Annotated in this window: 27 protein-coding genes; 15 read left to right on the forward strand and 12 right to left on the reverse strand. The window is 70.6% G+C overall.

Going from position 1 to position 23973, the window contains the following annotated elements; all coding sequences use genetic code 11:
- Positions 1-69 precede the first annotated feature (69 nt).
- Positions 70-849 (forward strand): helix-turn-helix domain-containing protein, encoded by a 780-nt coding sequence (locus IH68_RS0101270; protein ID WP_030927024.1) that lies wholly within the window; start codon positions 70-72, stop codon positions 847-849.
- Here the strand turns inward: IH68_RS0101270 and IH68_RS0101275 are convergent.
- Both IH68_RS0101275 and IH68_RS56200 read right to left on the reverse strand, forming a co-directional pair.
- On the reverse strand, positions 828-1250 hold the full coding sequence (locus tag IH68_RS0101275; RefSeq protein ID WP_030927026.1) for a hypothetical protein: 423 nt from the start codon (positions 1248-1250) through the stop codon (positions 828-830). The two genes, IH68_RS0101270 and IH68_RS0101275, sit on opposite strands and share 22 nt — an antisense overlap.
- A gap of 106 nt (positions 1251-1356) precedes the next feature.
- Positions 1357-1503, reverse strand: a complete 147-nt coding sequence (locus IH68_RS56200; protein WP_234341162.1) for a hypothetical protein — start codon at positions 1501-1503, stop codon at positions 1357-1359.
- Positions 1504-1857: 354 nt separating this feature from the next.
- Here IH68_RS56200 and IH68_RS0101285 point away from each other — a divergent pair, with 354 nt between their 5' ends.
- The 4 genes from IH68_RS0101285 (at position 1858) to IH68_RS49440 (ending at position 4068) form a co-directional block, all read left to right on the forward strand.
- Positions 1858-2124: an SHOCT domain-containing protein gene (locus tag IH68_RS0101285; protein WP_030927028.1), complete on the forward strand. Its 267-nt coding sequence runs from the start codon at positions 1858-1860 to the stop codon at positions 2122-2124.
- Positions 2125-2161: 37 nt separating this feature from the next.
- The gene (locus tag IH68_RS0101290) at positions 2162-3151 is read left to right on the forward strand and encodes an Acg family FMN-binding oxidoreductase (RefSeq protein ID WP_030927030.1); all 990 of its coding nucleotides are present in this window, start codon (positions 2162-2164) and stop codon (positions 3149-3151) included.
- Between the two features lie 126 nt (positions 3152-3277).
- Positions 3278-3526 (forward strand): universal stress protein, encoded by a 249-nt coding sequence (locus IH68_RS59365; protein WP_051833050.1) that lies wholly within the window; start codon positions 3278-3280, stop codon positions 3524-3526.
- Entirely contained in the window at positions 3523-4068 is a 546-nt protein-coding gene (locus IH68_RS49440) for a universal stress protein (protein ID WP_051833052.1), read from the forward strand. The genes IH68_RS59365 and IH68_RS49440 overlap by 4 nt, the downstream gene beginning before the upstream one ends.
- Here IH68_RS49440 and IH68_RS0101300 read toward each other — a convergent pair whose 3' ends face one another.
- Complete coding sequence (locus tag IH68_RS0101300) at positions 4069-4770, reverse strand: response regulator (protein WP_030927032.1); 702 nt, start codon at positions 4768-4770, stop codon at positions 4069-4071. It abuts the gene before it with no gap.
- A gap of 229 nt (positions 4771-4999) precedes the next feature.
- On the opposite strand from IH68_RS0101300, the gene IH68_RS0101305 reads away from it, so the two are divergent.
- Positions 5000-5587, forward strand: a complete 588-nt coding sequence (locus IH68_RS0101305) for a hypothetical protein (RefSeq protein ID WP_030927033.1) — start codon at positions 5000-5002, stop codon at positions 5585-5587.
- Between the two features lie 55 nt (positions 5588-5642).
- Here IH68_RS0101305 and IH68_RS0101310 read toward each other — a convergent pair whose 3' ends face one another.
- Both IH68_RS0101310 and IH68_RS0101315 read right to left on the reverse strand, forming a co-directional pair.
- Positions 5643-6308 carry a CBS domain-containing protein gene (locus IH68_RS0101310; RefSeq protein ID WP_030927034.1) on the reverse strand — a complete coding sequence of 222 codons (666 nt, stop codon included), beginning with the start codon at positions 6306-6308 and terminating at the stop codon, positions 5643-5645.
- A 43-nt stretch (positions 6309-6351) separates the two neighbouring features.
- A complete protein-coding gene (locus tag IH68_RS0101315; protein ID WP_030927035.1) occupies positions 6352-6816 on the reverse strand; it encodes a cyclic nucleotide-binding domain-containing protein in 465 nt (154 codons plus the stop codon).
- A gap of 198 nt (positions 6817-7014) precedes the next feature.
- On the opposite strand from IH68_RS0101315, the gene IH68_RS49445 reads away from it, so the two are divergent.
- Positions 7015-7236, forward strand: coding sequence for a hypothetical protein (locus tag IH68_RS49445; protein ID WP_037884426.1), 222 nt, complete (start codon positions 7015-7017; stop codon positions 7234-7236).
- Between the two features lie 5 nt (positions 7237-7241).
- Here IH68_RS49445 and IH68_RS0101325 read toward each other — a convergent pair whose 3' ends face one another.
- The gene (locus IH68_RS0101325) at positions 7242-8939 is read right to left on the reverse strand and encodes a SulP family inorganic anion transporter (protein WP_030927036.1); all 1698 of its coding nucleotides are present in this window, start codon (positions 8937-8939) and stop codon (positions 7242-7244) included.
- Positions 8940-9153: 214 nt separating this feature from the next.
- Between IH68_RS0101325 and IH68_RS0101330 the strand changes: the two genes are divergently transcribed.
- Genes IH68_RS0101330 through IH68_RS0101340 form a run of 3 tightly spaced genes read left to right on the forward strand, consistent with a single transcriptional unit; the run spans position 9154 to position 12018 of the window.
- Positions 9154-10092: a universal stress protein gene (locus IH68_RS0101330; RefSeq protein WP_030927037.1), complete on the forward strand. Its 939-nt coding sequence runs from the start codon at positions 9154-9156 to the stop codon at positions 10090-10092.
- Positions 10093-10117: 25 nt separating this feature from the next.
- Complete coding sequence (gene adhP, locus IH68_RS0101335) at positions 10118-11140, forward strand: alcohol dehydrogenase AdhP (protein ID WP_030927038.1); 1023 nt, start codon at positions 10118-10120, stop codon at positions 11138-11140.
- A gap of 5 nt (positions 11141-11145) precedes the next feature.
- On the forward strand, positions 11146-12018 hold the full coding sequence (locus IH68_RS0101340; RefSeq protein WP_030927039.1) for a universal stress protein: 873 nt from the start codon (positions 11146-11148) through the stop codon (positions 12016-12018).
- A 14-nt stretch (positions 12019-12032) separates the two neighbouring features.
- Here IH68_RS0101340 and ppk2 read toward each other — a convergent pair whose 3' ends face one another.
- On the reverse strand, positions 12033-12836 hold the full coding sequence (gene ppk2 / locus IH68_RS0101345) for a polyphosphate kinase 2 (RefSeq protein ID WP_030927040.1): 804 nt from the start codon (positions 12834-12836) through the stop codon (positions 12033-12035).
- Positions 12837-12887: 51 nt separating this feature from the next.
- On the opposite strand from ppk2, the gene IH68_RS0101350 reads away from it, so the two are divergent.
- The 3 genes from IH68_RS0101350 to IH68_RS0101360 all read left to right on the forward strand — a co-directional run bounded on the left by IH68_RS0101350 (position 12888) and on the right by IH68_RS0101360 (position 17059).
- The gene (locus IH68_RS0101350) at positions 12888-15272 is read left to right on the forward strand and encodes a phosphoketolase (protein ID WP_030927041.1); all 2385 of its coding nucleotides are present in this window, start codon (positions 12888-12890) and stop codon (positions 15270-15272) included.
- 170 nt (positions 15273-15442) lie between these two features.
- Entirely contained in the window at positions 15443-16036 is a 594-nt protein-coding gene (locus tag IH68_RS0101355; protein ID WP_030927042.1) for a hypothetical protein, read from the forward strand.
- Positions 16037-16171: 135 nt separating this feature from the next.
- Positions 16172-17059 carry a universal stress protein gene (locus IH68_RS0101360; protein ID WP_030927045.1) on the forward strand — a complete coding sequence of 296 codons (888 nt, stop codon included), beginning with the start codon at positions 16172-16174 and terminating at the stop codon, positions 17057-17059.
- Between the two features lie 12 nt (positions 17060-17071).
- Here the strand turns inward: IH68_RS0101360 and IH68_RS0101365 are convergent, their stop codons facing one another.
- The 5 genes from IH68_RS0101365 to IH68_RS57670 all read right to left on the reverse strand — a co-directional run bounded on the left by IH68_RS0101365 (position 17072) and on the right by IH68_RS57670 (position 21941).
- Positions 17072-18097, reverse strand: coding sequence for a 6-phosphofructokinase (locus IH68_RS0101365; protein ID WP_030927047.1), 1026 nt, complete (start codon positions 18095-18097; stop codon positions 17072-17074).
- A 294-nt stretch (positions 18098-18391) separates the two neighbouring features.
- Positions 18392-19309 carry a hypothetical protein gene (locus tag IH68_RS0101370; RefSeq protein WP_051833054.1) on the reverse strand — a complete coding sequence of 306 codons (918 nt, stop codon included), beginning with the start codon at positions 19307-19309 and terminating at the stop codon, positions 18392-18394.
- Positions 19306-19944, reverse strand: a complete 639-nt coding sequence (locus IH68_RS0101375) for a hypothetical protein (protein WP_030927051.1) — start codon at positions 19942-19944, stop codon at positions 19306-19308. Before IH68_RS0101375 ends, IH68_RS0101370 begins: the two co-directional genes overlap by 4 nt.
- A complete protein-coding gene (locus IH68_RS0101380; protein ID WP_051833057.1) occupies positions 19941-21104 on the reverse strand; it encodes a tryptophan dimethylallyltransferase family protein in 1164 nt (387 codons plus the stop codon). Before IH68_RS0101380 ends, IH68_RS0101375 begins: the two co-directional genes overlap by 4 nt.
- Before the next feature lie 552 nt (positions 21105-21656).
- Positions 21657-21941: a VOC family protein gene (locus tag IH68_RS57670; protein ID WP_324607658.1), complete on the reverse strand. Its 285-nt coding sequence runs from the start codon at positions 21939-21941 to the stop codon at positions 21657-21659.
- Between the two features lie 472 nt (positions 21942-22413).
- Here IH68_RS57670 and IH68_RS0101390 point away from each other — a divergent pair, with 472 nt between their 5' ends.
- Both IH68_RS0101390 and IH68_RS0101395 read left to right on the forward strand, forming a co-directional pair.
- On the forward strand, positions 22414-22992 hold the full coding sequence (locus IH68_RS0101390; RefSeq protein WP_030927055.1) for a dihydrofolate reductase family protein: 579 nt from the start codon (positions 22414-22416) through the stop codon (positions 22990-22992).
- Positions 22992-23954: a GNAT family N-acetyltransferase gene (locus tag IH68_RS0101395; protein ID WP_030927057.1), complete on the forward strand. Its 963-nt coding sequence runs from the start codon at positions 22992-22994 to the stop codon at positions 23952-23954. The genes IH68_RS0101390 and IH68_RS0101395 overlap by 1 nt, the downstream gene beginning before the upstream one ends.
- Positions 23955-23973: the final 19 nt, after the last annotated feature.

A 23973-nucleotide genomic window follows, 5' to 3' on the forward strand; every position in this document is an offset into this window, starting at 1 on the left:
CGGGCCCGAAGAGCGACAATTCCCCGCAGGGAATGGCAGCGACGCCTCGCGGGTCGTTACAACAGACCCGTGGACTTCCCCAGCGCGCTGCGCGAACGCCGTACCCACCGCCGGATCAGCCAGCTCGAGCTGGCTCTGCGGGCAGGTACCACCCAACGGCACCTGAGCTTCATCGAATCAGGCCGGTCAGCCCCGGGCCGCGCCATGGTCGTGCGGCTGGCCGAGTCGCTCCAACTGCCGCTGCGCGAGCGCAACGAGCTGCTGCTGGCCGCCGGCTACGCGCCCGTCTACCCCGAGAGCTCACTCGACGCCCCCGCACTGGCCCCCGTCCGCACCGCGATCGACCACATCCTCCGTGGGCACCTGCCGTATCCGGCGGTGGTCGTGGACCGAGGCGGTGACCTGGTCGCTGCGAACGCCGCCTTCGACCTGATCACCGAAGGCGCGTCGCCCGACCTGGTCGGTCCGGGCAAGAACGTCTACCGGCTCGCTCTGCACCCCGACGGTCTGGCGCCACGCATCCGCAACCTCGCCGAATGGGCGCGGCACATCCTGGCTGCCCTCGGCCGCCTGCCCGAACTGCGCGCCGAACTCGCCTGCCACGTCCCCGACCTGCAGCCCTCGGACGCACAGCTGGGCTTCGCGGTCCCGCTGCGCCTCGCGTCCTCTTACGGTGAGCTGCACCTGATGACGACCGTGACGACCTTCGCCACCGCCGTCGACGTCACGCTCGCCGAGCTGAGACTGGAGGCCTTCCTGCCGGCCGATCCGGCGACCGCCGAGGCCCTGTCGGCGGCCGCCGGCGCAGACGCTGCGGTGACCTTCGCTCACGAGCCGGGGAACATGTAGTCCGTCCTGATCCGGCCCTCTCCGTCGAGCACGACGATCTCCGAACCGCCGCCGACCACCTCTCCGGTCTCGACGGACACTGCCTCCCAGCCGAACCTGATCAGGTCGTCGAGACGCACGGCGTCGGGGCGTGCCCGGAAGGTGATGCCCTGCTTCGCCACGAACTCCTCGTAGCTGCGCGCCACGCGGATCTCGATCGCGTCGTGCCCTCGGGCCTCCAAGGTGGGGTGCCGGAAGCCGAGGCCCGCGGCGATCTCCCGGATCTCCACGGGCGGCTGGAGGACATGGGTGCCGTCCTCGGCCCACAGCCGCTCGATGGTCGTACGGCGTGCTGCGGCGTCCGGTTCAGTCCACTGGGCCGCGTAGCGGTGGGCCAGGTCCTGCGGGTCGATCTCGATCACGTACGTCTCCTTGCCGGAAGGATGGAGGTCTCTTCGGCTCGATCCTGCGACCCAGGGACAAGACCGACAATTCCCTCAGGGGAATGAGGGATCAGGTGGGTCCGGCTCACTCCTCCGGCACCATGTCGATCGCCCCGCACGGGCACTCGGCCGCGCACACGCCATAGCAGTTGTCGCACTCGAAGCAGTTGCCGCAGGACATGCAGCGCAGGGCCTCGAACAGGGTTGTGGACTCGTCGACTCCCTGCACCACCTCGCCGAACGTCGAGACCCGGCGGGCGAGTTCGAGCGTCGGCCGTACGGAGGCCGGGGCGTTCGCGTTGCGCTATCACGAGCACTGGGGCGTACGACTGAGGCTGGAGCGCGGTCTGCTGGAGATCGCGGTGCCGTCGTCCGACGGCACGCCCATCGACATACGGCTGCCGGACCGGGCGGTCTGCCTGCAGCCGGGGGGAGACGGGCCGGCTGCTGCTCGGGGACTGAGGCGTACGGGGTCCGGGCTTGGGCCGGATGGTCCCGGGTCGGCACCGATCGGCCCATACCCGCTGGTCGTGCGGGGTGTGAAGGTGGCCGTGAGCAGCAGTCCGAGACAAGGAAGCGGTCCGCGATGTACTGGAACGGTCACGACATGAACGGATGGGACTGGTTCGCGATGTCGATCGGCACGGTCCTGCTGTGGGCCCTGTTCATCACCGGGGTCGTGCTGCTCTTCCGCACCCTGAACCGGGTCCCGGAGCCCCCGCGCACCCCTACCGCCGCTGCGCCGGAGCAACTGCTCGCCGAGCGCTTCGCCCGGGGGGAGATCGACGAGGAGAAGTACCGCCGAAGCTTGGCCGTGCTGCGCGGGGACGGCCCCACCCTCGCCAAACACTGAAACCACCGCCCCGCCTGTCCGAGGGGAGGTGCGCCCCATGCCGGCGCAACCACTCGACACGATGAACGTCACGGCCCTGGTGGCCGCCGCCACCGCCGCGCCCTCTCTGCACAACGCGCAGCCGTGGCGATTCCGCCACCACCGCGCGGACGCGATCCTCGAAGTGCGTGCCGACTTCGAGCGGGCGATGCCGCACACCGACCCCGACAACCGCGCCCTGCACCTCGGCTGCGGCGCGGCACTGTTCAACCTCCGGATCGCCGCGGCCGAGCACGGCCTGCACACCGACACACGTCTTCTGCCCGATCCGGCCGACGGGGAGCTGCTCGCCGTCGTGCAACTGGACGACAGCCACCGGCCCGACCGCGACCTGGCGACGCTGTTCCCGGCGATCGCCCGTCGGCACACCAGCCGCCATCCCTTCCAGGACAAGCCGATCCCGGTCGCCGTCCAGGACGCATTGTCCGACGCCGCTCTACAGGAGGGCGCAGAGCTGGTCTTCCCCGACGCATGGCATGTGGAGTCCCTGCTGGAACATGTTCGCGATGTCGAGGGGCGCGACAGTCTGCACCCCGAGGGGTTCGAGGACGTCGAACGGTGGACCCGCATCGGGGCGGAGAGCGCCGGCACGGCTGTGGACGGGATTCTGGAGCGTGCCTTCGGCCCCAGCAAGCAGCCCGGCCGCGCTCCGGTCCGTGACTTCGCCGGCCGGCACCCGGTGCCCGGCCGTCCGACAGCCGTATTCGAGACCACCCCGCACCTGGCACTGCTGGGCACGCGCAACGACCGCCCGGACGACTGGCTGCGCGCGGGACAGGCGCTCGAGCGGGTCCTCCTGCTGGCCACACTCGACGGCCTGGCCACCTCCCTGACCTCCCACGCACTGGAGCGGGCGGACCTGCGGGAGCTGGCCCGCGATCCACGCTCGGCCATGGGCTTCGTGCACATGGTGCTGCGCCTCGGCTACGGGCCCGTGGGGACGGGTACGCCCCGCCGCCCTGTGCACGAGGTACTGGAGATCGACTGAGCGCACGGCCGGGCCCCCAATGGAGGGCCGGTCGGCGCGTCCCCCTGGGCCCGTCGGCCCAGTGCGGCCAGGGCCGGGCAGGCGAAGGCTGACAATCCTGAGAACCGCAGACGAGGGAGGGGCACCATGAACGGTCCGGTCGTGGTGGGAGTGGACGGTTCGCCGTCGGGTCTGGCGGCCGTGGAAGCCGCGGCGTGGGAGGCCGACCGGCGCGGAGTGGGCCTTGAGCTGGCGCACGCCCTGACGTGGTCCGAGGAGCTGGTGCCGGCCGGTGTGGCGCCCTGGGACCCGGACGGCGGCGGGCTGCGGGACCGGGTGAACGAGGCACTGGCCGATGCCGAGTGGCGGGCCCGCAAGGTGGCGCCCGACTGGTGATCACGCGCGAAGTCCTCGTCGGCGAGCCGGTGACGGTGCTCGGGTCCGCGTCGCGCGCCGCGTCCCTCACCGTGGTGGGCAGCCGCCCCGCGCACGGCATGCGCGGCCGCCTGCACGGCTCGGTCGCCGGCCATCTGACGGCCTGTGTGGGCTGCCCGGTGCTGGTGGTGTGCTGCAGGCAGAGCCGGACCGGTCCCGTCGTCCTGGCGCAGGACGAGTCACCAGGGGCTCGCGAGGCAGCCGAGTTCGCCTTCGCGGCGGCCTCGGAGCGCGGTGCGGACCTGGTGGTCCTGCACAGGACAGCGGCCGTACGCGCCTTGGCCGGGCTGCGCGAGCAGTATCCGGACGTCGCCGTGCGCACCGGCCCGGTCCGGGGCCGCCGGAACCGCTTGCTGGTCGAGGCGAGCGCCGGCGCTCAGCTCGTCGTGGTCGGCGTACGACGGCGCAACGGCAGTGCGGCCGCGCTGTCCGGCCCCGACGGCCGGTCGATCCTGCGGTACGCACACTGCCCCGTCGCTGTGGTCCCGTACGGCAAGGTGTGATCAGTGCTTGGGTCGGTCGCCCGTCTCCGGCTGGTCCAGGTGCGTGGCGAGGACCGCGGCCTGCACGCGGCGTTGCACTCCGAGCTTGGCCAGTAGCCGGGAGATGTGGTTCTTGACGGTCTTCTCCGACAGATAGAGCTGCTTGCCGATCTCACGGTTGGTCAGTCCGTCCCCGATCAGCGCGAGGATCTCCCGCTCGCGCGGCGACAGGCCCGCCAACTCGGGCGCCACTGCGGGGGCTTCGGCGGGTTCCGTGCGCAGGGAGCGCATGAGCCGGGCGGTGGTGGCCGGGTCGAGCATGGACTGGCCGGAGGCGACGGTGCGGACCGCCGAGATCAGGTCGGAGCCCTTGATCTGCTTGAGGACATAGCCGGAGGCGCCGGCCATGATGGCGTCCAGGAGGGCGTCCTCGTCGTCGAACGAGGTGAGCATGAGCACGGCGAGCTCGGGCATCCGGCTGCGCAGGTCCCGGCAGACGGAGATGCCGTCGCCGTCGGGCAGACGTACGTCCAGGACGGCGACGTGGGGGCGCACAGCGGGAGCGCGGACTAGGGCGTGCTCGACGTTCTCGGCATCGCCGACGACGGAAATGTCCGGCTCGGCATCGAGCAGGTCGGCCAGCCCGCGTCGGACGACCTCGTGGTCGTCGAGCAGGAAGACGCGGATCGGGTCCTGCGCCGTGAAGATACGTGCCTCGGTCATGTCGACCCCTCCTTCCCCGGATGTATGACGCACGGGCTGCGGGCCGCACGTCACGACGATCATCACCTGTCAGGACCGGACGCACTAGGGCCGACCGGCCCCACTCGCCGCCACCGTACGCCGACCGGCCCCGTGGCCCGAAGAGGCGGCTGCCTCTCCCGTAGACGGCGATCTGGTGAGACCTTTTAGGTGTGTCCGTCCTCATTGCGCCCGTAAGGGGGTGTGACAGATGCGGAACGTCAGACGCACGCAGGTCATGGGGTGGCGCTGGCGCAGCAATCCGCTGCGGAGGCACAGCGATGTGGTGGAGGCGTGGATCGTGCTGGCTGCCTGGACGGCCGCGACGGCCGGAGGGGTTGCCGCCGGGGTGGTCGGGTCGCAGGCCGCGGAGCACGTGGTGAACCAGGACCGGGCGGGCCGTCGGCCTGTGTCGGCGGTGGTTGTGAAGACCGTGCCCGGAAGCGGGCGGGACGTCGTCACCGGTGTGCGGTACGACCGGGTGCTGGCGACTGTGCGCTGGAGCGACGGGAAGGGGCCGGCCCGTACGGGCACGGTGGACGTGACGCCCACGGCGAAGCCGGGCAGTGAGGTCCGGGCCTGGACGGACGGGCGTGGTCGGCTGGTTGCGGCGCCGGTGAGTTCCACCGAGGCGGCAACGCGTGTGGTGCTGGCCGGAACCGGAGTCGGGCTGGCGACGGGGCTGACGGTTCTCGGCGGCGGACGGCTGGTACGGCTGCGCGTGCAGCGGCGGGCCACCGAGCGATGGGGAGCCGAATGGGAGCGGGTCGAACGGGAGTGGGGGCACAGGACAGGCTGAGACGACTGGCCGGCAGCCGGGATGGTGGCGCGGGTCAGATCGCCGGCCGGTCCTGTCAGTCGTGTCCGTCGAGCCCGTCGCGTCCGTCGAGTGCGAACTCCACGTCCACGACCCCCTCGATCGCCCGGACCAGGCGCGCGGCCACCGGGACGAGGGAGGCGTCGCGGACCCGGCCGCCGAGCGTCACGACCCCGTCGCGGACCTCGACGCGTAGCGCAGAGGCCGGTGCCGGGAGCAGGTACGAGACGATTTCCCGCCGCACCTCCCCGGCGATCTCCTCGTCGTCCCGCAGGAACACCTTGAGCAGGTCCGCCCGGCTGACGATGCCCTCCAGCCGCCCGCTGTCGTCGACCACCGGCAGACGCTTGACCTGGGCCCGGGCCATCTCCCGCGCGGCCTGCGCGAGCGTGGCGTCCGTCCGTACGGTGAGGGCGGGTGAGGTCATCAGCTCGCCGGCGGTGACCGAGCCGGCCTTCGCGAGGTCGGACAGCCGCCGCAGCTGTGTGTACCGGTCGGGATCGCTGTCGCGGAACTCCTCCTTGGGCAGCAGATCGGCCTCGGAGACGACCCCCACGACCCGGTTCCCGCCGTCCACCACGGGTACCGCACTGACCTTCCGGTCCTGCATGGTCCGCACGATGTCCTTGAAGGCCGCCTCGCGGCCGACGGCGGCTACGGTGCGGGTCATCACGTCACTCACGATGTGCGGGGATGCGTGCACGACGCCTCCTTGATCGCGTCGGTCCTCCCGGCGGCGGGCAGGTTCACCGCCCGTTGCCACTGCCGTAGGGGGCGTACAGGTCCAGCAGCCGCACCCGGGCCGCTTGCAGCCGGTGGGCCACGACCTCGCCCACCCACCGGGCGACGGTCCGTCCGAACACGGGGTCCTCCTGGCAGATCGTCCGCACGGTCGTGGCGTCGAACTCGTACGCCCGCAGCGGCGAAGCCGCCTCGGCGCCGAGATGCCAGGTGTACGGGGCGAACAGCCAGGACCAGCCGACCAGTTCGTTGTGCCCGAGGGACTCGATGACGGCCGCCCGGCGGCCGGGCACACGCATGTCGAGATCGACGGTGCCGGTGCGGATGATCCAGAACCGGTCGGCGTGACCGCCCTCCTCGAAGAGCCGGGTACCTTCGGGGAACGACACCTCCCGGGCGATCTGCATCAGCCGCTGCCGGTGCTCGGCAGGCAGCGCCCGCGGCATGCTTGTGGTTGCGGGAGCGTTCATGGCGTGCCTCCACTCAGGCGTACGGAGCTACCACCCCCAGCGTGTGCACCCGGCCCGGAACGGACCAGGGGCCACCCGGCCCCACAACCGGGCCGACCGGCGGTGCGCGCCGCCTCTGTGGCACGCTGTGCCGCCCGCCCGCCCGCAGTTCGATGTCGGTGAGAGAGCCACCCGAGAGAGCGGAGAGGGGGGAACACCATGGGTACGAGCCTGACTCCGGAGTTCTGGCGGCAGGCCGCCGTTCTCCTGGTGATCGCCATGGCGGTCACCTTTGTGCTCAGCGCGGCACTGGATGCGCTGGTCCTGCGGCAGCAGCGCCGTGCCGCACGGCGGCCGTCGGGCACGGGGACGTTCGCATTGACCGGGATGACCGGGACGACGGCGCGCCGGCCCGTCGTGCGGACGCCCGTGAAGAGCTGACCGGCCTAGCCCTCGCGGCACCACTTCCGATACGCCGTCACGGCGGTCGGCAGGGTCGGAAAGATCAGGTCCCTGCCCACCGCTTCGGTGAGCCCGTACGCCTCCAGGTCGTCCAGGAGGTCCTGTTTCACCCGCGCGAGGGCGAATACGATGCCGCGGCGGGTGAGTTCGCGGCGCAGCTCGTCGACCGCGTCCAGGGCGGTGATGTCCACCTCCACGTTCGCCTCGGTGTTGAGGACGAACCAGCGGACCGGGGTGGTCTGTTCGTCCACCGCGGCCAGGGCCCGGCGGTGGAAGTCCTGCGCGTTGGCGAAGAAGAGCGGGGAGTCGTAGCGGTAGACCAGCAGGCCCGGGATGGTCCGGGCCTGCGGGTAGTCGTCCACGTCGTGCATGCCGGCGACGCCCGGCACCAGCCCTTCGACGGCGTCGTGCGGCCGCGCCACCCGGCTCAGCAGCTCCGCCACGGACAGACCGACGGCGACGATCACGCCGTAGAGGATGTCCAGGGTCAGCACCCCGGCCAGACAGCCGAGCGCCAGCAGCAGTTCGCGCCGCCGGAAGGAGGCCAGTCGGCGAAAGCCGGCGAGGTCGATCATGCGAACGGCGGCGTACACCACGATCGCGCCCAGCACGGCCGACGGCGTGTGGGTCAGCAGCGGGCTGAGGAACAGCAGCACGGCGACGACCACCAGACCTGCCACCAGCGAGTACGCCTGGCTCCGCGCCCCCGTCGAGGAGGCGAGCGCGGTGCGGCTGGCGCTGCTGCTCACCGGAAAGCCGTGCAGACAGGCGGCCCCGAGATTGGCCGCGCCGAGGGCCAGGAACTCCTGGTTGGCATCCAGTTCCGAGCCGTCCTCGTTGGCAGCGGTGAAGCCCCGGGCGGTGAGAATGAAGTCGGTGTACGCGACCAGGAGGACACCCAGGGCGGGCAGCACCAGGTCCGGCAGCTGCGTGAGGTCCGGCAGGGCGAAGTCGGGCAGGCCCGCGGGTACCGCGCCGATCACCTTGATGCCGTGTCGGACGTCCAGGTCGAAGGCGGCCACGGACGCGGTGCCCAGCACCAGGACCAGGAGCGGTCCGGGCGCCAGAGGGAGCCATCGCCGGACCGCGAACAGGAGCACGATCGTGGCGGCGGAGAACACCACCGTGGCCGGGTGGGCCTGCCCCAGGTGACGTAGGAAGGACCACAGCTGGGGGAAGAACGTCGAGCCTGTCGTGGGTACCCCGGTCAGCTTGGTCAGCTGGTCCACGACCATGATCAGGGCCACACCCGCCAGATAGCCGATCAGGACGGGACGGGACAGCAGGTCGGCGACGAAGCCCAGGCGCAGCACCCGCGCGGCCAGGCAGAGCAGACCGACCGTGGCTGCGAGCGTCGTGGCCAGCGTGGCGTAGCGGCCCGGGTCGGAACCGGCGAGGGGAGCCACCACGGCGGCCGTCATCAGCGCGGCCGTCGTCTCGGGGCCCACCGACAGCAGCCGTGACGTGCCCAGCACGGCGTACAGCGCGAGCGAGGGAAGGATCGCCCACAGCCCGGTGACCGGCTGCAGGCCGGCCACGCTTGCGTACGCCATCACCTGCGGCACGAGATAGGCGGCCACCGTCACCCCGGCCAGCAGGTCGCCGCGCAGCCAGGAGCGGCGGTACCCGCTCAGCGCGGCAATCCCGGGCGCCGCACGGCGCCACCGCGAAGCCTGCGACATGGATCTCCTCTCGCCGCCTGCCTCAAGAATCCACTGCGGTGCCGCCTACCGCGAGAGCCTGCAGTGTCGCCGTCCCAACGGGACGTGCGGAATGGGCCGTTCAGCCGTGTGGCCGCCTTGGGCCGGTCGGTCCCGGCCGGGGACATGCGGCCCCTGCAGCACCACAGCGCCCGAACCGATGCTGGAAGCGGATCCCCGACCAGGAGGCAGAATCATGGTGCGCACCGTTGTCGCAGGCATGGACGGCTCGCCCGAGAGCCGCGCCGCGGTGATGGGGGCACCTCCCACGCCTTTGAGGCAGTGGGGGAGGGCGGCCCGCGAGGCGAAGCTGCGCGGTCTGCCGTTGAAGATCGTCCATGTGTGGGAGCCCGTGCCGCAGTCCATGGCCCAGGCCCCGCTGCTCGGCCCGGAGACGCTGCAGCACTGGACCGAACGGATCCCGCGCGAGACCGCCGAGGGCGTCCGGCTGCGCCACACCGGAGTGCAGGTGAGCGTGGAGCAACTGAGCGGGCCGCCCGCCGACGTGCTGACCAAGGAGGCCGAGGACGCCGAACTGCTCGTGCTCGGCTCCCGCGGACTCAGCGGCATCGGCGGGTTCCTGATCGGCTCCGTCGGCCACTCCGTCCTCGCACACGCCCGGCGTCCTGTGGTGCTGGTCCGGGCCGGCGAACAAGCCGCCGACGAGCACGAGCCGGACCCGGTAGGCATCCCTTCGGCGGCCACCGGGTACCGGCCCGTCGTCCTCGGCCTCGACCCCACCGACCCGGACGACTCGGTGATCGGATTCGTCTTCGACGAGGCGACCCGGCGCTCCGCCGTACTGCGGGTCCTGTACGGCTGGAACCTGCCGCCGTACTACACCTACGGCCTCGCCGCCGACCGGGACTACCACAACGAGATCATCCGGCAGCAGTCCGCCGCCCTGGCCGAGGCCCTGCGCCCCTGGCGCCAGAAGTACCCGGACGTGGACGTGGTGGAGGAGTCCCGGGCCGGCAGCGCCGCCGACCACCTGACCGACGCCTCCCGGGACGCCTCGCTGGTCGTCTTCGGCCGCCGCATCCGCCGGGGTCCGGTCGGCCTCCACATCGGCCCCGTCACGCACGCCGTCCTGCACCACGCCGCCGCCCCCGTCGCGGTCGTCGCCCACAACTGACGCCCATCACTGAGGAGTTGACCCCATGAAGGCAGCGGTCGTACGAGCCTTCGGCGAGCCCCTGGTCATCGAGGAGCGCCCCGACCCCGAACCCGGCCCCGGCCAGGTCCGCATCCGTGTCGAGGCCTCCGGGCTGTGCCACACCGACATCCACGCGGCGCACGGCGACTGGCCTGTGAAGCCCATCCCGCCGTTCGTGCCCGGTCACGAGGGCGTCGGCCTGATCGAGAAGCTCGGCGACGGCGTCACCCGTCTGAGCGTGGGGGACCGGGTCGCCGTGCCGTGGCTCGGGAAGGCCTGCGGGCGGTGCGAGCACTGCCTGTCCGGCTGGGAGACGCTGTGCGAGCAGCAGATCAACACCGGCTACGGCTGCGACGGCGGATACGCCGAGAAGATGCTGGCCTGGGCCGACTTCGCGCAACCGGTGCCCGAAGGCGTCGGCGCCTTCGAAGCCGCCCCACTGACCTGCGCCGGCGTCACCACGTACAAGGCACTCAAGGTCGCAGGCGTCCGGCCCGCCCAGCTCGTCGCGATCTCCGGCATCGGCGGCCTCGGCCACCTGGCCGTCCAGTACGCGAAGATCGCCGGAGCCACCGTCGCGGCCGTAGACGTCACCGACGAGAAGCTCGAACTGGCCACGGAACTCGGCGCCGACCTCGTCATCGACGCCCGCAAGCAGGACGTCGGCGCAGTGCTGAGGCAGCACGGCGGCGCCCACGCGGCGATCGCCCTGGCCGTGAACGAGGCCGCGTTCACCGCCGTGAACTCCGGGTTGCGGCGCGGCGGGAAGCTGGTGATGGTGGCACTGCCGGCGCACGGCACCATCCAGGTCCCGATCTTCGACACCGTCCTGAACGGCACCTCGGTGATCGGCTCGATCGTGGGCACCCGACAGGACCTCGCCGAGGTCTTCCAACTGCATGCGGCGGGCCGCACCAGGGTCATCCACGAGACCCGCCCGCTCGCCGCGGTCAACGAAGCCATCGACGAGGTGCTGCGCGGGCAGGTCAAGGCCCGCATCGTGTTCGACCTCGGTACGGGAAGGTGAGGACGATGGATCTCCCTCTGGTCGTGGGCGTGGACGGCTCCGAGCCGAGCCTGCGTGCCGTCGACTGGGCGGCCGACGAGGCCGTGCTGCGCGGAGTGGAGCTACGGGCCGTGTACGCCTCGCTGTGGGAGCGCTACGAGGGCACCGCCCTCGCCACGGACCTCGGGAAGCCGTCCGAGGCCGTGCTCGCCCAGGACGTCGTCGAGCTCGCGGCCCGGCGGGCCCACAACCGCCATCCGGACCTGAAGGTGACGCGGGTGGTGCTGCCGGAGGAGCCCGAGTACGCCCTGGTGCACGAGGGGCGTCAGGCCTCCGCGCTGGTGGTGGGCAGCCGTGGCCGCAGCGGCGTCGCGGAGTTTCTGCTCGGTTCCGTCAGTCTGTCCGTGGCCGCGCACGCCGACTGCCCGGTGATCGTGCTGCGCGGCAGCCACGACAAGCAGGCGGTGCCGGGCACCCACCACCGTGTCCTCCTCGGCGTCGGCGAGGACGGGGCCGAGTCGTCGGCCGTGCGCTTCGCCGTCGACGAGGCGCGCCGCCGCGGGGCGCGCCTGGAGGCCGTACGAGCCTGGCGGTGCCCCGCGCACGAGAGCACCGACCACCCGCTCATGGCCGGGGAACCCGCCCGGCTGCACGAGGAGCGGGCCGTGGCCGCGCTGGAGAAGGCGCTGCTCGACGTGCCGGCGGACGCCGACGTGCACCGCCGCACCGTTGAGGGCCACGCCCGCAGGGTCCTGGCGGACCTCTCGCACGGCGCCGACCTGCTGGTCGTGGGGGCCAAGCGGCGCGAGGGGCGGTTCGGGCTCCAGCTCGGCCGGGTCGCCCACGCGGTGCTGCACCACTCGGCCTGCCCGGTCGCCGTCGTACCGCAGCGGGCGTGAGGGCCGTGACCGGCTTACAGGTTCGCCGCGTGATCGGGGACGTAGGTCTGCAGGTCACGTGGCGAGCGCCGGTAGCCGGTCGAGTCCGGACGGTCCGGCAGCTCCAGCACCGGGGGCGGCACATCGTGGTACGGCACCGAATCCAGCAGATGGGCGATCATGTTGAGTCGTGCCCGGCGCTTGTCGTCGCTCTCCACGACGAACCACGGTGCCTCGGTGATGTCGGTGTGCACCATCATCTCGTCCTTGGCCCGGGAGTACGCCTCCCAGCGGGTGATCGACTCCAGGTCCATGGGCGACAGCTTCCAGCGCCGCAGCGGGTCCTCGAGCCGGCGCCGGAAGCGCTCCTGCTGTTCGGTGTCGCTCACCGAGAACCAGTACTTGCGCAGCACGATCCCGGCCTCCACCAGCATCCGCTCGAAGATCGGGCACTGCCGCTGGAAGAGCTGGTACTCCTCCTTGGTGCAGAAGCCCATCACATGCTCGACCCCGGCCCGGTTGTACCAGGACCGGTCGAACAGCACGATCTCCCCGGCGGCCGGCAGATGCTCGATGTACCGCTGGAAGTACCACTGGGTGCGTTCGCGCTCGGTCGGCTTCGGGAGGGCCGCGATCCGGGCGACGCGGGGGTTGAGGTGTTCGGCGACCCGCTTGATGGTGCCGCCCTTGCCGGCCGCGTCCCGTCCCTCGAAGACGACGACGAGGCGGGCGCCCTCCGCGCGCACCCACTCCTGCAGCTTCACCAACTCCGTCTGCAGGCGCAGCAGTTCCTTCTCGTACGTCTCGCGCGGCACCTTCGCCGCCTTCTTGCCGGCCATTGCCGCCTCCACTGCCCCGTTGACCTACGCCGATGACTTCCGGAGCCCCTGATGCCCAAGGTCGAACACCAGAACAGCAGCACCGTACTGACCGACGACGAACTGCGCACCCTGGACGCGCACTGGCGTGCCGCCAACTACCTGTCCGCCGGACAGATCTACCTCATGACCAACCCGCTGCTGCGCGAACCGCTGCTGCCCGAGCACATCAAGCCGCGGCTGCTCGGCCACTGGGGCACCTCGCCCGGTCTGAATCTCGTCTACACCCACCTCAACCGCGTCATCAAGGCCCGGGGCATCGACGCCCTGTGCATCTGGGGCCCGGGCCACGGCGGACCGTCCGTGCTGGCCAACTCCTGGCTGGAGGGCAGCTACAGCGAGACGTATCCGGACGTCGGCCGGGACGGGGCCGGCATGGAGCGTCTGTTCCGCCAGTTCTCCTTCCCCGGCGGCGTGCCGAGCCATGTGGCGCCGGAGACCCCCGGCTCGATCCACGAGGGTGGTGAACTGGGATACTCGCTCTCTCACGCCTACGGGGCGGCCCTGGACAATCCGGATCTGCTGGTCGCCTGCGTGATCGGCGACGGCGAGGCGGAGACCGGACCGCTGGCCGCCTCCTGGCACTCCAACAAGTTCCTCGACCCGGTCCACGACGGAGCCGTGCTGCCGATTCTCCATCTCAACGGCTACAAGATCGCCAACCCGACGGTGCTGTCCCGGCTGCCCGAGCACGAGCTCGACGAGCTGCTGCGCGGCTACGGCCATGCGCCGATCCATGTCAGCGGCGACGACCCGGCCACCGTCCATCGCGCGATGGCGGGGGCGATGGACGACGCGCTGGACCGCATCGCAGCGCTGCAGCAGTCTGCCCGCAAGGGCGGCGTGGCGGAACGCTCGCACTGGCCGGTCATCGTGCTGCGCACCCCCAAGGGCTGGACCGGCCCTGCCGAGGTCGACGGGGTGCCGGTCGAGGGCACCTGGCGTGCCCACCAGGTGCCGCTGGCCGGCGTACGCGAGAACCCGGAGCACCTGCGGCAGCTGGAGGCGTGGCTGCGCTCGTACCACCCGGAGGATCTGTTCGACGCCGACGGTCGGCCGGTCGCCGACGCCCTGGCCTGCGTCCCCGAGGGGGTCAGGCGTCTGGGCGCCACCCCGCACGCCAACGGCGGCCTGCTCGTGCGCGACCTGCCCGTCCCGTCCCTCGACCGGTTCGCCGTGCCCGTCGACAAGCCCGGCGCGACCCTGCACGAGCCCACCCGGATCCTCGGCGACCTCCTCGCACAGGTCATGCACGACACCTCGGCCCGCCGCGACTTCCGGGTCGTGGGCCCCGACGAGACCGCCTCCAACCGGCTGCAGGCCGTCATCGACGCCAGCGGCAAGGCCTGGCAGGCCCAGCACCTCCCGGTCGACGAACACCTCGACCGGCACGGCCGCGTGATGGAGATCCTCTCCGAACACACCTGCCAGGGCTGGCTGGAGGGCTATCTGCTCACCGGCAGGCACGGCCTGTTCTCCTGCTACGAGGCCTTCGTGCACATTGTCGACTCGATGGTCAACCAGCACATCAAGTGGCTGAAGACGTCCAGGCAGTTGCCGTGGCGCGCACCGATCGCCTCCCTCAACTACCTGCTCACCTCGCACGTGTGGCGCCAGGACCACAATGGCTTCTCCCACCAGGACCCCGGCTTCGTCGACCACGTCCTCAACAAGAGCCCCGAGGTCGTACGCGTGTACCTGCCACCGGATGCCAATACGCTGCTGTCCGTCACGGACCACGCACTGCACAGCCGGGACTACGTGAACGTGATCGTGGCCGGCAAGCAGCCCTGCTTCGACTGGCTGTCGATGGACCAGGCCCGCGCCCACTGCGCACGCGGAGCCGGCATCTGGGAGTGGGCGGGCACCGAGAACGGAGGCGAGCCGGACGTCGTCCTCGCCTGCGCCGGTGACATCCCCACCCAGGAGGTGCTGGCCGCCGCCCAGCTGCTGCGCCGGCACCTGCCGGGTCTCGCGGTCCGCGTGGTCAACGTCGTCGACATAGCCCGCCTGATGCCCCGCGAGGAGCACCCGCACGGCATGAGCGACTTCGAGTACGACGGCCTGTTCACCAAGGACAAGCCGGTGATCTTCGCCTACCACGGCTACCCGTGGCTGATCCACCGGCTCGCCTACCGGCGCACCGGCCACCAGAACCTGCACGTGCGCGGCTACAAGGAGTCCGGCACCACGACCACGCCGTTCGACATGGTCGTCCGCAACGACCTGGACCGCTACCGGCTGGTCACGGACGTCATCGACCGCGTGCCCGAGCTGGCCGTGCGCGCAGCGGCCGTGCGCCAGCGCATGGAGGACGCGCGCCTGCGCCACCACGACTGGATCCGCATCCACGGCACCGACCTGCCGGAGGTCGCGGACTGGACCTGGAGCGGCTGAGCAGGAACTTCTCGACAGGGACCGATCGGCCCATGCGTTCCCGGCCGCCGTGACCGAGCCTGGAAGAAGGCGACGTCCCTCCGGACGTCCGCCGCGTCGGCGCGAGGCACGAGGAGGTGCAGTCACCGCACGGGAGATCTTCGAGTCGAGAGGCAAAGGGGTGTCGGGCCATGGCACTGACGCGTCCCACCCGGTCGATGAAGGTGCGGTTCTGGCGGTGGCGGAACAATCCCCTGCGTCGGCACAGCGACGTCGTGGAGGCCTGGATCGTCCTGGCCACCTGGATCATCGCCCTGGTGGGCGGCCTGTTCGCCGGTATTGCGGCGGATGCGGCCATGCAGGACAGTCTCGCCGCGCGACGGGCTGCCGTGCACGCCGTGCCGGCCGAACTCACCCGAAACGCGGACAGGACCGCGTACGTGTCGACGGACGGTGGTGACACGGTGTGGGGAAAGGTGCGCTGGACGGCCGCCGACGGGACCACGCACACCGGCCTGACAAGGGTCGACCCGAGCAGCACCGCGGGCACCTCGGTCACCGTGTGGACCGACCGCCGGGGCGAGTTGACCCCCCGGCCTCCCACCGAGGGGGAAGCGCGCGTGCAGTCGGCACTGACGGGCGCGCTGGCCGCAGCGGTGACCAGCTGCGTGGCCCTGGGCTGCGGACGGCTGACACGGCACCTGCTCGACCGGCGCCGCATGCGCGCCTGGGAGGCCGAATGGGAGCGCGTCGGCCCCCAGTGGCGGAAGAAGATGACCGGATGACCGGGGCCCGTGGCAGCTGAGGGCAGGACGGTCTCTCGCCAGGACCGCCGGGAGCCGCCGTGGAACAGTGGAAGAGCGGTCACGGGGGTTGCCGGATCCGTCCGCCGGGGTGCACGGCGGGCGAAGGAGGACGACATGAGTCTCCCTGTCATGGTGGGCATCGACGGGTCCGAACGCAGCCTGGAAGCGGCCGACTGGGCCGCACGGGAAGCGGCGCTGCGTGACGTTCCGCTGCGTCTCGTGCATGCCTCCCCACCGCTTCCGGGCGATACGGTCCCGGCCTCGGCCGTGGAAACGCTGCACCACGTGGGGGAGCGCATGCTCCAGCGGGCCATCGCCGGCCTCGCCGCCCGGCACCCGGACCTCCAGGTGCAGGGAGAGCTGACCGCCGACGGCCCGGCTGTGGCACTGCTCGCCGCTGCGCGCAGCGCCGGGCTCCTGGTGGTCGGTGCGCGGGGCTCCGGAGGCTTCGACGGGCTCGCGATCGGCTCGGTGGCCCTTCGGGCGGCGGCAGCAGCCACTTGCCCCGTCGTGGTGATCCCCGCACAGCCCGCCAGGGGCTTCGGGGACGGGACAGGGGCGCCAGGTGATGCCGCGGTGGTGGTGGGCCTGGACGCGCACCGCCCGGCCGGTGAGGTGGCCGATTTCGCGTTCGCAGCCGCCGACGCGCGTGGGGCGCGCCTGCGGGCCGTGCAGGCCTGGGCTTTTCCCGCCGAGGCCGTGTCCCCCCGCACGCTGTTCGTGACCGGGGAGGACCGCGCCGGCTGGGAGGACCAGGAAGTCCTGCGGCTCTCAGATGCCCTGCGCGTGTGGCAGGACAAGTATCCGCAGGTGACAGCCCGCGGCGATGTGGTCCTGCTGCATCCCGCGCAAGCACTTCTGAACGCATCTCGCCAAGCGGAGCGGCTCGTGGTGGGCCGCCGCACCGATCCGCGGGCGCCCGAGGGCCGGCTGGGACCGGTCGCCCACGCTGTGCTGCACCACTCCCGCTGTCCGGTGGCGGTCGTCCCGCACACCGGCTGACCGGGCAGGAACTCAGCCGAAGAACACCTGGAACTCGTCGTACAGCGACGGATTCACCAGCTTGGTGTGCGCGGTGGCCTCGGCGAGGGGAATGCGGACGATCTCGGTGCCGCGCAGAGCCACCATCTTGCCGAAGTCACCGTCATTGACCGCGTCGACGGCGTGCAGTCCGAAGCGCGTGGCCAGCCAGCGGTCGAAGGCACTGGGGGTGCCGCCGCGCTGGATGTGACCGAGGACCGTGGTGCGGGCATCCGTGCCCGTGCGCTCCTCGATCTCCTGGGCCAGCCACTCGCCGATGCCCGACAGTCGAACATGGCCGAACTCGTCCAGTGTCCGGTCCTTGAGGATCATCCGTCCGTCCTTGGGTACGGCCCCCTCGGCCGCCACGACGATCGGCGCGTAGTTGATCCTGAACCGGCTCTTCACCCATGCACACACCTGGTCGATGTCGAAGGGCCGCTCCGGCACGAGGATCACGTTGGCTCCGCCCGCCACACCGGCCTGCAGCGCGATCCACCCGGAATGCCGGCCCATCACCTCCACCACCAGGGTTCGCATGTGCGACTCGGCAGTGGTGTGCAGACGGTCGATCGCCTCCGTCGCGATCCCGACGGCCGTGTCGAAGCCGAAGGTGTAGTCCGTACCGGACACGTCGTTGTCGATGGTCTTCGGCACGCCCACCAGATCGATCCCGTGGCGGCTCAGTTGGGTGGCCACACCGAGCGTGTCCTCGCCGCCGATCACGACGAGCGCGTCCACATCGTGCGCGGCCAGGGTCTCCTGGATGCGCTGCACCCCGTCCTCGTGCTTGAACGGGTTGGTGCGGGAGGAGCCGAGGATGGTGCCCCCGCGGGGAAGGATCCCGCGCACTTCGGGGATGCCCAGTGGCACCACGTTGCCCCGCAGCGCACCGAGCCAGCCGTCGCGCAGACCGACGAAGTCGAAGCCGTACTCCTGGACGCCCTTGCGGACGACGCTGCGGATCACGGCATTGAGACCGGGACAGTCGCCGCCGCCGGTCAGCACTCCCACCTTCATGGCTTTGCTCACCTCTGCAGACGTGAACTCCGAGCGTGGTTCGGCTCCCTTTCCATCATGAGCGACGGTGGTCCGTTGACGCACCTGCACAACCTCGATGACGGGACCAGGCTGTTCGCCTCGATGGACCCTGTTCTGGCAGCCGGTCCACGAATCCGACCCGACCGTTGGCCCGGCCACCCACGTTTCGCCGGTGTATCTGATGGCAGATCTCGCCTTCCTGCGGGATCGCACGCTCGTGAACGAAGGGGAGAGCCACATCTCTCTGCATGCGGCTTTCACCCGGGCCGGGGGTCACGGTGGAGCTGGTGAGGTGCCTGCCGTGTGTCCAAGGCCCTGATCTGGGAGGTCGTGCCGTGGAGGTCGGTGTGCGGGGTGTGGGTTGTACCGGTCCAGGAGTCGTGCGCGCCAGTGGTTGAGGCTTTGTGGCAGGTCGCCGTCTGCGGGAGTCAGTCTGGGAAGGCAGCTGTCGATGTAGTGGAGGTAGAGCGGAACGAGCTCGGCGTGGAGGAGTTCGGTGAGGTGCTCTGCGGAGGCCGGCCGTCCGTGGCGTGCGTCCGTCGCGGCACGGACGAGCTCCTCGGCTACCGGTGAGGAGTGTGCGAGGTGGTGACGGATCGCGTCGTCGGTGGATCCGGGATCCGCAGTGGCGGCGGTGTAGAGGAACCTGAGGGGGAGCAGCACAGCCTTGGTGAACCGCCTGATGTCGTTCGCCAGGCGCGCGGGGTTGTGGAACTCGGCCAGTACGGGGCCCGTCGCGAGCATCTCCAGCGCGAAACGGACACTGTCGGTCAGCAGCGTATCGGCGCCCGGTTGTTTCACGTCCTGGCGTACATCCTTGCCCAGGAGCAGCACGCCGCTGTTCTTGAGGTCGAGCCGGTCGACGGCTGGGAATCTGCCGTCGTCCCGGTTCGTGCGCAGGGCCGCCAGAGAGCTCCAGAATACCGACAGCCGCTGGTGGGAGCCGTCCTTCTCCTGCAGGTCGCGGGTTACACGGTGGATGGTCCGGTCGTCGTCGTGATGGCGGTCCGTCAGGACCAGTCCGAGGTCGATGTCGCTGACGGCGGGTGCGAACCCTCCGTGCGCAAGGCTTCCCAGGGCGTAGGCCGCGATGAGGCGGCTGCCGAGGGCCTGCCGGAACAGCCTCGCGCAGCGTTCGGCGATCCTTGTGGCGGAGCCTGCGTCGAGGGCCTCCTGGGGGAACGTGCTCATGCTGGGGCGACGGTGTCGCGGCGCGCCAGCTCGGCGATCCGGTCGGAGACCATGGTGATGATCTGCCAGGCGCGGTCAAGGAGTTCAGTGACCTCGCCGAGCTGCCACTCCTGGCGCTCGGAGAGCAGACGGTAGCCCATCTCGATGTGCTCCTCGTCCGCTTCGTCGTGCAGCGCGAAGTAGGCGTTGCCGGGGAATGCCAGGGAGCCGGCGTTACTGAAGGTGAGGCTGCCGGCCTCCAGCACGAGGTGGGCCAGGACGACACGCTGCAGTCCGGGCAGGGTGCGGAACTGGTCGACGAACCAGGCGGCTCCGGCTTCGACGACCGGGTCCCAGCCGGCGGTGCGGCTGGTGCGGCGGCTGTCCGCCAGGATGTCGTTGTGGCCGAGCTCCTCCTCCTGGTGCTCCAGGGCGAGTTCCTTGAGCTGGGGGTCGGTCTCGAACGCGACCCGGGCACTGATCATCCGTTGGAACGCGTCCGACCACGGTGCCACGTGTGCCAGTACGGCGTCCTTGGTGGCTGACGGCGTTGTGGGGTCCTCCAGCAGGACGATCAGGTCACTGGCGCGGTAGTCGCGGACGTGCTGTTCGTTCCTGTCGGCGACTTCGCGTAGGGGCGCGGGCATGGTGGTCATAGGGATTCGTCCTCCAGGAGGGTGCTATGGGACGGCTGTGGCGGCGGGCTGGGCTGGGCGGCCTGAAGGGGGTAGACCGGAAACCTGAAGTAGACGGACACATCGCCGTCGTGGCCGAGCGAGCGGTAGCTGACCAGCTCCTGGAGGCCCCGGATCTGGTTCAGGGGCCGTGGCGCCACGGCGTGCAGGAGGGCGTGGTGACGTTGTGAGTCGAGGCCCTCGTGCACCATCAGTGCGCCGATCCTGGCCGCGGCTTCCTCATCGGACGCGGTGAAACTCGACACCCGGAAGTAGGTGGTCGACTCGTCGGCGCATGCGGCGTCCGGCCGAAAGGCCAAGCAGGTCAGCGGGGCTTTCCCGGCGGCTTCGGGGCCTGCGCCGAGCAGAGTCCGGAAAGCCGAGCGAGCCCTGTCCGGTTCATGGGCCCGGGCGAGCGAGGCCATCTGTTCAAGGACCGCGACGCTGCTGGTGTGGTTGCGGTAGTAGACCTTGGCCCGAGCCCGCGCGCTGGTGTCCAGGTCGAGGGCGAAGAACTCCAGTTCGCGCTCGGCTCCGTCCGCCTGTGTCCCTCGGGCCACCCGTGCGCAGGTATCGGCCCACGCGGCGCCCATCGCGAGGCGTTCCATCGCCTCGCTCACCAGAGCGTAACGTTCCTGCAGGGACACGGCGTACAGCCCGAAATAGATCTTGAAGGCCGGAGGTTGCCCTGGCTGCCAGGCCAGGGAGTGCCACACGGGTACTGGCACTGTCCCCGGGCCGGCGCCCGGCGCGAACACATCGGCTACCTTCCCGTAGCGGTCGAGACTGACCAGCGGCTCCCCGGCCAACCGGTCCGTCAGCGCCGCCGCGGCGGTCCGGTTGGAAGCCGCGGTGACGGGCCTGTTGGCGCCCAGCGCCTCGAACAAGATGCGCAATTCCGGTCTCCCCTGGGACCACTTCACCGACATTTCTGCGGGGAAACCGTCGCCGGCGACGTACGAGGGGAACGGGCAGACCTGCCCGACGGGCCTGTCGGCCCATGGCCGCAGAAGATCGTGGACCTGGTCCGTCACAGGCCCGCTCATGGCCTGCGGCAGGCCGAGCCCGTCGCACATTTCGGTCCAGCGTTCGCGGAGGAACCCGCCGATGGAATGCCCTTCACCTGAGAAGATGCTGTCCACTCACCCATCCGTTCTCCAAGCGTTCCGCCCCCTCCCACACCGGCGATTGACACCCCATGGCACGCGGGACGAAGCCATCGACCCTGAGGGGATATGCAGGCATTTCACGCCAGGACTGTCCGATCGCCTTCACAATCCCCGCAGTTGTCCCCGCGGAAAGAGCGCACACGAACCGCTTCACCGCCGGTGTCGACAGATCTCGCTGCGTCTGAGGCGAGCACTACTCTGCAGGCGCTCAAGCGGGGCGATCCAGCTTTTCGACGAGGATCGAAATGGTGGCCTTCAGCGCGCAGCGACAACGACCCACAGGCCTCCGCCGGAGCTCCCGATGGGAGTGTCAGGAACAGGCTCTGACTTGAGTTTCAGCCTCCGCGCCGGTGCGGAGGAGGCGGTCGTAGCGCCCCTGGGCAGACTTTGCCGGCGGTACTGGAGCCGCTGCTGCCAAAGAGCAACCGCCGGTGTGGCCGAGCAATTGTCAAGAGTTGTGGATCGCGGGACGGTTCGGACGTTTCGGGCCTGGGCCGGTATCTGATCCGAGTCAGGTACAGCCGATCATGCTTGATCAAAGCACAGGCAGAAGGGGTGTCCGGCGGGGTCGAACATCACCGGGACCTTCTCCTGCGGCTGGAACTCGGCCACGGTGGCTCCCAAGGCGACTGCCTCGACGACGGCCGAGTCCAGGTCGCCGACCTGGAAGTCGAAGTGCATCATCGGGCGCTGTTCCCCGTCGATCGGAGGCCAGACCGGACTCCGATAGCCGTCCGCCTGCTGGAACACGAAGAACGGTCCTTGCGGGGAGACAGCGACGATGGCCGTTCCGGGCTCCTCGTGTCCGATATGTCACCCGAGGAGCTCAGCGTAGAACTTGGCCAGACCGCTGGGTTCCTGTGCCTCGATCGTCGTTCCCCACCACATGCCACCCGTTCGAGATCTCATGCCAGTAGCCTGCTCCGTGATCACGGTCCAGTCCCGTACGTGAGCCCGGGCAGCAGGCGACAATCGCGCATGATTTCAGGCGGCGCTGGACTGCTTCCGTTCGACCAGGATGCCTCTCCCAGCGTGACGTGTGTTCTGGAGAAGCAGATGTCATGCGAAGGGCTACAGGAATCTGACCTGGGATTTTCCCTCTGAGGCCCGTGAGGGAACTGTCTGCCGATGCCGCGTCGGAACCGTATGGTCGGCAGGTCGGAGTCGACACATTGGGTCGCTGTGACCGATGCCCGGGAAGGCGACCGCGGCCTAAGTTCGGGTCGTCCTCGTCGGTCGCCCAGAGCCCGACGGTCACCCAGCAACAAAGGAAAGGCCGCCCATGCGCCAGCTCACCTACTACATCGGCTGCAGCCTCGACGGCTTCATCGCCGGACCGGACGGGGAGACCGACTCCTCCGGATTCGACGGCGATCTCAAGGACGCGATCCTCAGCGAGTACCCCGAGACGATCCCCGCCCACGCCCGCGAGGCGCTGGGTCTCGCCGACGTGCCCAACAAGGTCTTCGACACGATCCTCATGGGCCGCGCCACCTACGAGCCCGCCCTGCGGATCGGGGTCACCAGCCCCTATCCGCACCTGCGGCAGTACGTCTTCTCCTCCACCCTGACCCGGACCGACCCGGAGGTGGAGGTGGTGTCGGGGGACCCGGTGGAGTTCGTTCGTGGCCTCAAGAGGCAGCCGGGCGCCGGCATCTGGCTGTGCGGCGGGGCCGGCATCGCCGGGCAGTTGCTCGGGGAGATCGACCAACTGGTAGTGAAGCGCTACCCGGTGGTGTTCGGCAGCGGCATCCCACTCTTCCGCGCTCCGTTCGCCCCCGCCGACTGGCAGCTCTGCGAATCCCGGGTCTTCCTCACCGGCACCACCTTGACCAGCTACGTCCAACGCCAGGAGCACTGATGCTGTTTCGACCCACGACCGGGGCCGAGGTCGACCGCGTCGCCGCGGTGACAGTCCCCGAGCCCGTCGGCTGGATCGACGCCGACCGCTACCGGGACGAGCTCGGGAAAGGGATGTACCGGCCGGAGTGGACCTGGCTCGCCGAGGACGACGACGGGCGGCTGCTGGCCCGTGCCCTGTGGTGGGGCCGCGCGGACAGAGCCCACCCGGTCGCCTTGGACTGTCTGCATGTCGACCCGGCGGCGGGCGACCGGGCCCAGGTGGCGACCCGGCTGCTCACCGCCGGGCTGCGGGCGTTCGCCGACGCGGGCGCGCCGAAGCCGCCGCTGTACAACCTGACGCTGCCGGTCGGGTGGCGCGACGACCCGGCGGCGGCGGACGCGGTGGCCTGGCGCCGGACCGCCGCGCGGGCCGCCGGCCTCAGTCACGAGGTGGAGCGGCTGCGGCTGGAGTGGGCGGCCGGCGATGTGCTGCCGAAGCCCGGGAACCGGCTCACCTTCGCCCCGGCCTCCGACGAGGAGTTCCTCGGGATGTTCCGGCGGATCGCGGTCGGCAGCCTGGATGACGAGACCCGCCGGAACGTCGCCGCGATGGGCGTCGAGGCGGCCGCCCGGGAGGAGTTGGAGTTCTACCTCGGCTGCCCGGGCGAGCGGGAGTGGTGGCGGCTGGCCTACGGCCCCGACGGGCGGCTCGCCGGACTGGCGATCCCCTCCGCAACGCCTTACGCCCGGAACGTCGGATTCCTTGGCGTGCTGCCCGAGTTCCGCGGCCGCGGCTATGTGGACGACCTGCTGGCCGAGGTCACCCGGAGCCATGCGGAGGCGGGCGCCGAGCTGATCACCGCCACCACCGACACCGGGAACGCGCCGATGGCGGCGGCCTTCGCCCGGGCCGGCTACCGGACTACGGAGATCCGGATGATCTGGTCGGCGCCGGTGGCTGAGCAGGAGCGACAGCCGTAGGCGCGGCGGTCGCAGCGCC

It is taken from the genome of Streptomyces sp. NRRL S-646, from assembly GCF_000720765.1.
Taxonomy (GTDB): Bacteria; Actinomycetota; Actinomycetes; order Streptomycetales; family Streptomycetaceae; genus Streptomyces.

What these genes read in the sequence shown, in the direction of transcription:
- IH68_RS0101285 (WP_030927028.1), top strand. Translation starts at nt 1,858, where the DNA reads ATGTACTGGAACGGTCACGACATGAACGGATGGGACTGGTTCGCGATG.
- IH68_RS0101290 (WP_030927030.1), top strand. Translation starts at nt 2,162, where the DNA reads ATGCCGGCGCAACCACTCGACACGATGAACGTCACGGCCCTGGTGGCC.
- IH68_RS59365 (WP_051833050.1), top strand. Translation starts at nt 3,278, where the DNA reads ATGAACGGTCCGGTCGTGGTGGGAGTGGACGGTTCGCCGTCGGGTCTG.
- IH68_RS0101300 (WP_030927032.1), bottom strand. Translation starts at nt 4,770, where the DNA reads ATGACCGAGGCACGTATCTTCACGGCGCAGGACCCGATCCGCGTCTTC.
- IH68_RS0101305 (WP_030927033.1), top strand. Translation starts at nt 5,000, where the DNA reads ATGCGGAACGTCAGACGCACGCAGGTCATGGGGTGGCGCTGGCGCAGC.
- IH68_RS0101315 (WP_030927035.1), bottom strand. Translation starts at nt 6,816, where the DNA reads ATGAACGCTCCCGCAACCACAAGCATGCCGCGGGCGCTGCCTGCCGAG.
- IH68_RS49445 (WP_037884426.1), top strand. Translation starts at nt 7,015, where the DNA reads ATGGGTACGAGCCTGACTCCGGAGTTCTGGCGGCAGGCCGCCGTTCTC.
- IH68_RS0101325 (WP_030927036.1), bottom strand. Translation starts at nt 8,939, where the DNA reads ATGTCGCAGGCTTCGCGGTGGCGCCGTGCGGCGCCCGGGATTGCCGCG.
- IH68_RS0101330 (WP_030927037.1), top strand. Translation starts at nt 9,154, where the DNA reads ATGGTGCGCACCGTTGTCGCAGGCATGGACGGCTCGCCCGAGAGCCGC.
- adhP (WP_030927038.1), top strand. Translation starts at nt 10,118, where the DNA reads ATGAAGGCAGCGGTCGTACGAGCCTTCGGCGAGCCCCTGGTCATCGAG.
- IH68_RS0101340 (WP_030927039.1), top strand. Translation starts at nt 11,146, where the DNA reads ATGGATCTCCCTCTGGTCGTGGGCGTGGACGGCTCCGAGCCGAGCCTG.
- ppk2 (WP_030927040.1), bottom strand. Translation starts at nt 12,836, where the DNA reads ATGGCCGGCAAGAAGGCGGCGAAGGTGCCGCGCGAGACGTACGAGAAG.
- IH68_RS0101350 (WP_030927041.1), top strand. Translation starts at nt 12,888, where the DNA reads ATGCCCAAGGTCGAACACCAGAACAGCAGCACCGTACTGACCGACGAC.
- IH68_RS0101355 (WP_030927042.1), top strand. Translation starts at nt 15,443, where the DNA reads ATGGCACTGACGCGTCCCACCCGGTCGATGAAGGTGCGGTTCTGGCGG.
- IH68_RS0101360 (WP_030927045.1), top strand. Translation starts at nt 16,172, where the DNA reads ATGAGTCTCCCTGTCATGGTGGGCATCGACGGGTCCGAACGCAGCCTG.
- IH68_RS0101365 (WP_030927047.1), bottom strand. Translation starts at nt 18,097, where the DNA reads ATGAAGGTGGGAGTGCTGACCGGCGGCGGCGACTGTCCCGGTCTCAAT.
- IH68_RS0101370 (WP_051833054.1), bottom strand. Translation starts at nt 19,309, where the DNA reads ATGAGCACGTTCCCCCAGGAGGCCCTCGACGCAGGCTCCGCCACAAGG.
- IH68_RS0101375 (WP_030927051.1), bottom strand. Translation starts at nt 19,944, where the DNA reads ATGACCACCATGCCCGCGCCCCTACGCGAAGTCGCCGACAGGAACGAA.
- IH68_RS0101390 (WP_030927055.1), top strand. Translation starts at nt 22,414, where the DNA reads ATGCGCCAGCTCACCTACTACATCGGCTGCAGCCTCGACGGCTTCATC.
- IH68_RS0101395 (WP_030927057.1), top strand. Translation starts at nt 22,992, where the DNA reads ATGCTGTTTCGACCCACGACCGGGGCCGAGGTCGACCGCGTCGCCGCG.